The organism is Streptomyces sp. NPDC054932, assembly GCF_053610205.1.
Window position 1 is genome coordinate 1 of the sequence record NZ_JBSGXU010000277.1, and the last position, 8,379, is coordinate 8,379.

An 8,379-nucleotide genomic window follows, 5' to 3' on the forward strand; every position below is an offset into this window, starting at 1 on the left:
CAAAAAAAACATCGTCATGCCCGCCTGCCCCAGAAAATAAGCGTCCCACAAGGTGGGCCGCGGCGGTTTGACGCTCGGCACCGCGACCGCCGCCCCGAGGGTCACCGCGATCTCGTCCAGCGCCTCCGGGAGCCGGTCGGCGCCGCGCACGGCGGTCTCCCGCACCGCCTGCGCCCAGGGCTCGGGCAGCCCGGAGACCGCCTCGTCGGCGACCGCCCGTACGGCCTGCTCCACCCGCTGCCGTGCGGTCACCTCCTCCTCGACCGGGGCCTGCGCGACCGCCTGGCCGCGGCCCCCGATCGCCGCCAGGGCGGCCAGACCGGCCAGGGTGCGCGGCGCACGGCGGCCCTCGTACCAGCGCCACAGCCGCAGCCAGGGCGTCCCGCATGCCTTCCCGGCGTTGCGCCGCCAGGCGCGCTCGGCGGCGAGCCCGGCCGCATACGCCCCGACCGCCTCGGCGAGCCGGTCCTCGAACTCGGCGCGCGCCGCCTCCCCGATCTCCGGCCCGGCGTGCCCGTCGGCCACGTACAGCGGCCGCAGGCGCACGGCCGCACGGTCGACGTCGGCGGAGATCCGCCGGGTGGCCGCGCCCTTCTCCTGGGTGAACTGTCCGAGGAGCTCGCGCAGTTCCCCGACGCCCTCCCCGGTGAGTGCGGACAGCCCGAGGACGGTCGCGCCGGGCTCGCCGTGCTCGCCGAGCGCGATGCCGTCGTCGTCGAGGAGGCGGCGCAGGTCGTCCAGTACGAGGTCGGCGGCGTCCCCGGGCAGCCGGTCCACCTGGTTCAGGACGACGAAGGTCACCTCGGCGTGCCCGGCGAGCGGCCGCAGGTACCGCTCGTGCAGGACAGCGTCCGCGTACTTCTCCGGGTCCACCACCCACACCACGGCGTCGACCAGCGCCAGTACGCGGTCCACGTGGTCGCGGTGCGCGCCGACCGCCGAGTCCAAGTCAGGAAGGTCGACCAGGACCATCCCGCGCAGCGCCTCCGCCTCCGAGGTCTCGCGGGGCCGGCGGCGCAGCCGTCCCGGGATCTCCAGCCGGTCCAGCAGTCCGGCGGCTCCGTCCGACCAACTGCACGCGATGGGGGCGGCGGTGGTCGGGCGGCGCAGGCCCATCTCGGAGATCTGCACACCGGCGAGTGAATTGAAGAGAGTGGACTTGCCGCTTCCGGTGGCTCCGGCGATCGCGACGACCGTGTGCTGCGGCGACAGTCCGCGGCGCGCCGCCGCCTCGTCCAGGACCCGCCCGGCCTCGGCGAGGGTCTTTCCGTCGAGCCGGGTCCGGGACAGCCCGACCAGCTGGCGCAGTGCGTCGAGGCGCAGCCGCAGGGCCTGCCCCTCGGGGCTGAGCGGGGGCGCGGTCGATTTTCCGCCGTCGCTGCCCGCGCCGGAAACGGCCCGTACGAGCGCCTCGTCGCCCTCGTTCCCGTCCTCCTCCTCGTCCCCGTCGGCGGCCCGGGGGCGCGAGCGCGCGATGAGTCCGTCGTCCCAGCGGTCGTCGGTGCGGTCGGTCAGGGCGGTCACCGCGTCACCTCTCCTTCTGCAGTACGGACAGCGCGGCAATCAGCTCGGCCTGTGGTTCCGGGGTCACTTCGAGCGCCTCCAGCGGGGCGAGCCGGCGGTCGCGTTCGGCGCGCAGCACCTGGTCGAGGTGGTCGCCCACCAGCTCCCCGCCCCGGTCGCGCAGCCGCAGGGCGGCCTGCGCGCCGATCCGTTCGGCGAGCTTCTCCCCGGCGGGCCGGGCCCGTTTGCCGCCGAGGAGGGCGGCGACGAGGAGGGCGGCGACGCCGTCGGCGTCGGGTGCGGGCTGCTTGTCGAGCTTGGCCACCTCCTCCTCGGCGAGTTCCTCCAGGACCCGCCGCCACCGGCGTACGGCCAGGCCGATGCGATCGCCCGCCTCCCGGTCGGGCGCGGGCAGCGAGACCGCACCGGCGGCCGGTTCGCGCCGCCAGGCCTCGGCGATCCGCTCGTCGGCGGCGGCGACGGCGCACTGGAGGAGCGCGGCGAGGGATTCGGCGAGCGAGTCCAGCAGTTCGTCGGCGCTCGTGTCGAGCGGGTAGCCGCGCCACCGGGTCAGTGCGTCGCCGGCCAGTACGGCGCCGTGGTCGAGGCGGCCCCGGACCCGCTTGCCCTCCCGTTTGTACGCGTCCTCGACGGCCGAGGTCAGCCGTACGGCGGCGGCGTGCTGGGCGGCGACGGCGGAGGCGAGCTCGGGCATCCGGCGCGCGAGGGAGTCCAGTGCGCCGAGCGCGGTGCGCCCGACGGCGTACTGCCGGGCGGCCGGGTCCTGCGCGTGGTGGGCGAGCCAGGCGAACAGCGGGGCGACGGCACTGGCCGGCAGCAGCCCGCCCCCGCCGGTGGACTCGGGCAGCTCGGGAACGGTGAACCGCGGTACGTCGCCCAGCCCGGCCTTGGTGAGCAGGGCTCCGTATTGCCGCGAGACCTCGGCGAGCACCTGGTGCGGGACCCGGTCGAGGACGGTGATGAGGGTGGCTTTGTACTGCTTGGCGGTGCGCAGCAGGTGCCAGGGGACGGCGTCGGCGTACCGCGAGGCGGTGGTGACCATCACCCAGACGTCGGCGGCGCAGATGAGTTCGGCGGCGAGGGTGCGGTTCTCGACGACGAGGGAGTCGATGTCGGGGGCGTCGAGGATGGCGAGGCCGCGCGGGAGGCTGGAGACGGTCTCGATCCGCATCTCGCGGGTCGCGTGGGTGGTACCGGCCGGTCGGCGGTCGCGGATCCGGGACTTGGCGGCAGGGGGCTTCTCCTCCTCCTCGTGCGGCACCCAGACCCGCATCAGGTCGGGCAGCACGCGCATTCCGGCGAACCAGTGGTGGTCGTCCGGATGGCAGACGAGCACCGGTGTGCGCGTGGTCGGGCGCAGCACCCCGGCCTCGCTGACCTGCCGGCCGACGAGGGAGTTGACGAGGGTGGACTTACCGGCCCCGGTGGACCCGCCGACGACGGCGAGCATCGGCGCCTCGGGCGCCTTCAGCCGGGGTACGAGGTAGTCGTCGAGCTGCGCGAGCAGCTCGGCTCTGGTCTGGCGGGCGCGCGGAGCGCCGGGCAGGGGCAGCGGCAGACGCACGGACGCGACCCGGTCGCGCAGGGCGGACAGGGCATCGAGCAGCTGAGGCCGAACATCCAAGGTCACCACATGCGAAGAATGCCCAATTTAGGACCATTTTTGAAGCTTATACGTCCTCTGCGCGCCGACCGCGACTCCAGTGGGACATTCTGGGCACGACGGACGAGTGGGGCGCAGGCATAACGAGTGCACAACACCCAGGGCGCCGCGGCGCAAAAGCGATGCGAGAATCGCACCTGCCTGCGATTATCGGGACCGCTTCACCGAACCTCCACATCGTGGCCCGCGAGTGAAGCAACCGGGACAAGGCGACCGGAGCCCTATCCTTGACCCGGCACGGACCTCAGCCCCACCCCCACCGGAGGCTCCAGGCCCACCAAGGCCACCTTCCGGCCCCCGTAGCTCAGTGGATAGAGCAGGTGCCTTCTAAGCACTTGGCCGCAGGTTCGAGTCCTGCCGGGGGCACTCTTCACGTCCCGCCTCAAGCCCTCCCCCCGGGGAGGGCTTTCGTGTGCACGGGGCCCGGCGACGGCCCGCCGGGGAGTGCGGCGGGCCGTTCGTGCGGGCTCGGGGGTCAGCCGGCGGTGCCCAGGGCGGGGCCGGCCATGCCGGCGGCGAGGGTGGTGCCGTCGGAGGGCTCGATCAGCAGGAAGGAGCCCGTCAGGCGCGAGGCGCTGTACGGGTCCAGGGCCAGGGGTTCGGCCGTGCGCAGCAGGACCCGGCCGATGTCGTTGGCCACCAGCTGCCCCGGGTCCGGCTGCCGGGACAGGTCGTCCAGGGTCAGCCGGGACTCGATGTCCCGGACGACCGCCTGCACCGTGCGGGTGGTGTGCTTGAGCAGGACCCGGGCGCCGACGGTCAGGGGCCGGTCCGCCACGTGGCAGACCGTGGCCTCCACGTCCCGGGTCGTGGCCGGGGCGCTCGCGGAGGGGGCGATCAGGTCGCCCCGGGAGATGTCGACGTCGTCCTCCAGCAGCAGCGTCACCGACTGCGGGGCGCGAGCGGCGTCGGCGCGCTCCCCGAGGACGTCGATGCCGCGGATGGTGCTGATCAGACCGGACGGCAGGACGGTGACCTGCTCGCCCACGCTGAGCGTGCCGGCCACCAACTGGCCCGCGTAGCCCCGGTAGTCGGGGTGCTCGGCGGTCTGCGGACGGATCACGTACTGCACCGGGAAACGGGCCGGCGCCTCGGCGGTGGCCCGGCCGACCGGGACGGTCTCCAGGTGTTCCAGGACGGTGGGGCCGACGTACCAGTCCATGTGCGCGGACGGGTCCACCACGTTGTCCCCGAGCAGCGCGGAGATCGGGATCGCGGTGACCGCCGGGATGCCGAGGGAGACCGCGTAGGCGGCGAACTCGTCGGCGATGGCGGCGTACGCGGCCTCGTCGTAGCCCACCAGGTCCATCTTGTTGACGGCCAGGACCACCTGCGGGACGCGCAGCAGGGCCGCGACGGCCGCGTGCCGGCGGGTCTGCTCGACCACCCCGTTGCGGGCGTCGACCAGGATGATCGCGAGCTCGGCCGTCGAGGCGCCGGTGACCATGTTGCGGGTGTACTGCACGTGCCCGGGGGTGTCGGCGAGGATGAACCGGCGCCGGGCGGTCGCGAAGTAGCGGTAGGCCACGTCGATCGTGATGCCCTGCTCCCGCTCGGCCCGCAGGCCGTCGGTGAGCAGCGCCAGGTCGGGCGTGTCCTGACCGCGCTGGGCGGACACCGCCTCGACGGCCTCCAGCTGGTCGGTCAGGACCGACTTGGAGTCGTGCAGCAGCCGGCCCACCAGGGTGGACTTGCCGTCGTCGACGGAGCCGGCGGTGGCCAGGCGCAGGGTGTCGATGGCGGGCGCATCCTCGTCGAGGACCGGTGTCAAGGAGTCCAGGATTGTCATTAGAAGTACCCTTCGCGCTTGCGGTCTTCCATCGCGGCCTCGGACATCTTGTCGTCGGCGCGGGTCGCGCCCCGCTCGGTGAGCCGGGAGGCGGCGATCTCGGCGATCACGGCGTCCAGCGTGGTGGCGTCGGAGTCGACGGCGCCGGTGCAGGACATGTCGCCGACGGTGCGGTAGCGGATCAGGCGGGTCTCGGTGGTCTCGCCCTCCTTCGGGCCGCCCCACTCGCCGGCCGTCAGCCACATGCCGTTGCGCCGGAAGACCTCGCGCTCGTGGGCGAAGTAGATCTCCGGCAGTTCGATCTCCTCGCGGGCGATGTACTGCCAGACGTCCAGCTCGGTCCAGTTGGAGAGCGGGAAGACGCGCACGTGCTCGCCGGGTGCGTGGCGGCCGTTGTAGAGCTGCCACAGCTCGGGGCGCTGGCGGCGCGGGTCCCACTGGGAGAACTCGTCGCGCAGGGAGAAGACGCGCTCCTTGGCGCGGGCCTTCTCCTCGTCCCGGCGGCCGCCGCCGAACACGGCGTCGAACTTCAGCCGCTGGATCGCCTCCGTCAGGGGGAGGGTCTGCAGCGGGTTGCGGGTGCCGTCGGGGCGCTCGTGCAGCCGGCCGTTGTCGATGTACTCCTGGACGGAGGCCACGTGCAGCCGCAGTCCGGAGCGGGCCACGGCACGGTCGCGGTAGTCCAGCACCTCGGGGAAGTTGTGGCCGGTGTCCACGTGCAGCAGGACGAAGGGCACCGGCGCCGGGGCGAAGGCCTTGCGGGCCAGGTGGAGCATGACGATGGAGTCCTTGCCGCCGGAGAAGAGGATCACCGGCTTCTCGAACTCCCCCGCCACCTCGCGGAAGATGTGCACGGCCTCGGACTCGAGGACGTCCAGGTGCGTCAGCGGCGCGAGCCGGACGGCGGTGGTCACAGCAGTCCCCTTTCGGACAGCAGCGCCCATACCGCGTCCGCGGATTCCTGGCTGCTCTGGTGGTGGGTTTCCAGGCGCAGGTCCGGCCGGGCCGGCTGCTCGTACGGGTCGTCGACCCCGGTCAGACCGGAGATCTCGCCCGCCGCCTGCTTCGCGTACAGGCCCTTCACGTCGCGCTCCGAGCACACCTCGACCGGGGTGGCCACGTGGATCTCCAGGTAGGCGGTGCCCCGGTCGGCGTGCCGCTTGCGGACGGCCTCGCGGCTGTCCTCGTACGGGGCGATCACCGGGACGAGCGTGACGACCCCGTTGGCCGAGAGCACGTCGGCGACCAGGCCGATGCGCTGGACGTTGGTGTTGCGGTCCTCCCGCGAGTAGCCGAGGCCGGCCGAGAGGAACCGGCGGATCTCGTCCCCGTCGAGTATCTCCACCCGGCGGCCGGCGGCGCGCAGCCGCTCGGCGAGGAGCCCCGCGATGGTGCTCTTGCCGGAGCTGGGCAGGCCGGTCAGCCATACGGTCGCACCGCAGGTGCAGCTGGGGCAGGGCGGGGCCGCCGGCTCGGCGGGCGGACTCTCCTGGGTCAGTGTCATGGTCAATCTCCTGACGGGCTCGGCCTGGTTCTCAGGCCCGGGTCCCTGCGGGAACGGATGCGGTCGCGTGGGTGGCGGTCGCGGGTGCGGATGCGGTCGCGGTCGCTGTCGCGGCGGGCCGGGGGGCGCGGTGGCGGCTCCGGTCGGCCCGGCGGACGGGGGTGCGGCTGACCTGCTTGGCCGCCTCCTCGTCGATGTGGACGGCCAGTCCGGCCACGGTGGGGTGCTGGAAGAAGGCGCCGAGCCGGACCTCGGTGGCGCAGGCGTCGCCGATGCGGGCGGCGACACGGGTGGCGAGCAGCGAGTGGCCGCCCAGGTCGAAGAAGTTGTCGAGGGCGCCGACCCGGGCCACACCGAGCACGTCCGACCAGACGGTGGCGATGGCCCGCTCGGTCGGGGTGCGCGGAGCGACGTAGACCGTGGTGGCGGCCTCGCGTCCGGTGCTGGGGGCGGGCAGGGCCTTGCGGTCCAGCTTGCCGTTGGCGCTCAGCGGCCAGGCGTCCAGGACGAGGAAGTGCCGCGGGATCATGGACTCGGGGAGCAGGGCGTGCAGGTGGGCGCGGAGCTCGGGCACCAGGGCGCTGCGCCAGACGGCCTCCAGCGGGTCGTTGGAGTAGGCGCCCCAGCCCCGGTCGGGTGCGGTCATCGCGAGCTCGCGTACGGGGCGCAGGGCGCGGGCGGCCGACCGGGTGATCAGTACGTCGAGACGGCCGGGCCGCTCGGGGTGCAGGGCCGGGACCACCTGGTAGCCCAGCTCGGCCACCCGCTCGGCCAGTTCGTGCGGGTCGAGGCCGGCGTCCGGGCCGCCGCCGGCCGGCAGGTCGGCCGCGAGGCGGGCGTCGGTGACCGCGGCGATCAGGACGCTGACCGGCTGCTCGGCGCGCAGCCGGTCGGCCAGCTCGGCGACCGGTGCGGCGGGCCACTCCTCCGGCGTGGCCTCCTCGGTGGCCTCCTCGGTGGCCTCCTCGGTGGCCTCCTCGGCGCCCGGCTCGGCCCCGGCGAGGTGCAGGACGGCGTCGTAGCGGTACTTGACCAGCTCGTTGCGGTGGGCGCCGCGCTTCGAGAGCAGGGAGACGCTCTCGATCTCGGGCCGGTCGCCGGCCAGCGCGGTGAAGAAGCCGGGGTCGATGACGAGTTCGGCGTCGCGGGCCACCCGGTCCGCCACGGCCCGGTCGAACTCCGGCCCGTCGGCGGGCCCTTCGGCCTCGGCGCGCTGGAGGGAGGCGTGGAAGGTTTCGAGCAGGGCCTGGTTGCGTACGTCGCCGACGATCACGGCGCCGCCGGGGCGGACCACGCGCAGGGCCTTGGTGAGCACCTCGGCCAGGTAGTCGGCGTTCGGGAAGTACTGGGCCACGGAGTTGATCAGCACGATGTCGAAGCTGTCGTCGGCGACGCCGTCGAAGTCCTCGGCGGAGCGCTGGAGCAGCTCGACGCGGCCCGCGCCCTCGGGCAGCAGCGGCAGCTTGGCCTCCAGGTCGCGGATGGCCACCTCGGAGACGTCGATGCCGCAGTAGTACTCGGCGTGCGCGGCGATCGGGAACATCAGCAGGCCGGTGCCGCAGCCGATCTCCAGGACCCTGCGGTGGGGCAGGGCGAGGACCCGGCCGACGATGGAGTCGACCCAGGAGCGCATCTCGTCGGCGCCGAGCGGCTCGCCGGTGTAGGAGCTGATCCAGCCGGAGATGTCGAAGGTGGGGTCGGCGGTCTGCTGCTCGCCGGCCTGGTAGATCTGGTCGAAGACCTCGCTCCAGCGGTCCACCTGGGCCTCGTCCCCGCCGGCGGTGAGGGCGGCGGCGGACGACTTGGTGAGGTAGGCGACGAGCTGGGGGGTGCCGTCGGCGTCGGGCACGGCGGTGACCAGGGCCTGGTCCACGGTCGGGTGCTCGACGAGGGCGGTCT

Annotated in this window: 6 protein-coding genes and 1 tRNA gene; 1 reads left to right on the plus strand and 6 read right to left on the minus strand. The window is 73.6% G+C overall.

The window, feature by feature from the left end:
• Window positions 1-1,524 (minus strand): GTPase (locus ACWGE1_RS38490; RefSeq protein ID WP_453425124.1); only part of this gene is annotated, 1,524 nt, incomplete at its 3' end.
• A gap of 4 nt (window positions 1,525-1,528) precedes the next feature.
• The gene (locus tag ACWGE1_RS38495) at window positions 1,529-3,148 is read right to left on the minus strand and encodes a dynamin family protein (RefSeq protein WP_453425125.1); all 1,620 of its coding nucleotides are present in this window, start codon (window positions 3,146-3,148) and stop codon (window positions 1,529-1,531) included.
• Between the two features lie 332 nt (window positions 3,149-3,480).
• Here ACWGE1_RS38495 and ACWGE1_RS38500 point away from each other — a divergent pair.
• Window positions 3,481-3,553 (plus strand) — tRNA-Arg (locus ACWGE1_RS38500).
• A 109-nt stretch (window positions 3,554-3,662) separates the two neighbouring features.
• Here the strand turns inward: ACWGE1_RS38500 and ACWGE1_RS38505 are convergent.
• The 4 genes from ACWGE1_RS38505 to ACWGE1_RS38520 all read right to left on the minus strand — a co-directional run.
• Window positions 3,663-4,976 (minus strand): sulfate adenylyltransferase subunit 1, encoded by a 1,314-nt coding sequence (locus ACWGE1_RS38505; protein ID WP_453425126.1) that lies wholly within the window; start codon window positions 4,974-4,976, stop codon window positions 3,663-3,665.
• Window positions 4,976-5,920, minus strand: coding sequence for a sulfate adenylyltransferase subunit CysD (gene cysD, locus ACWGE1_RS38510; RefSeq protein ID WP_453425127.1), 945 nt, complete (start codon window positions 5,918-5,920; stop codon window positions 4,976-4,978). Before cysD ends, ACWGE1_RS38505 begins: the two co-directional genes overlap by 1 nt.
• On the minus strand, window positions 5,887-6,480 hold the full coding sequence (gene cysC / locus ACWGE1_RS38515; RefSeq protein WP_453425128.1) for an adenylyl-sulfate kinase: 594 nt from the start codon (window positions 6,478-6,480) through the stop codon (window positions 5,887-5,889). Before cysC ends, cysD begins: the two co-directional genes overlap by 34 nt.
• A gap of 31 nt (window positions 6,481-6,511) precedes the next feature.
• On the minus strand, window positions 6,512-8,379 hold a 1,868-nt coding region (locus ACWGE1_RS38520; protein WP_453425129.1), incomplete at its 5' end, for a methyltransferase domain-containing protein.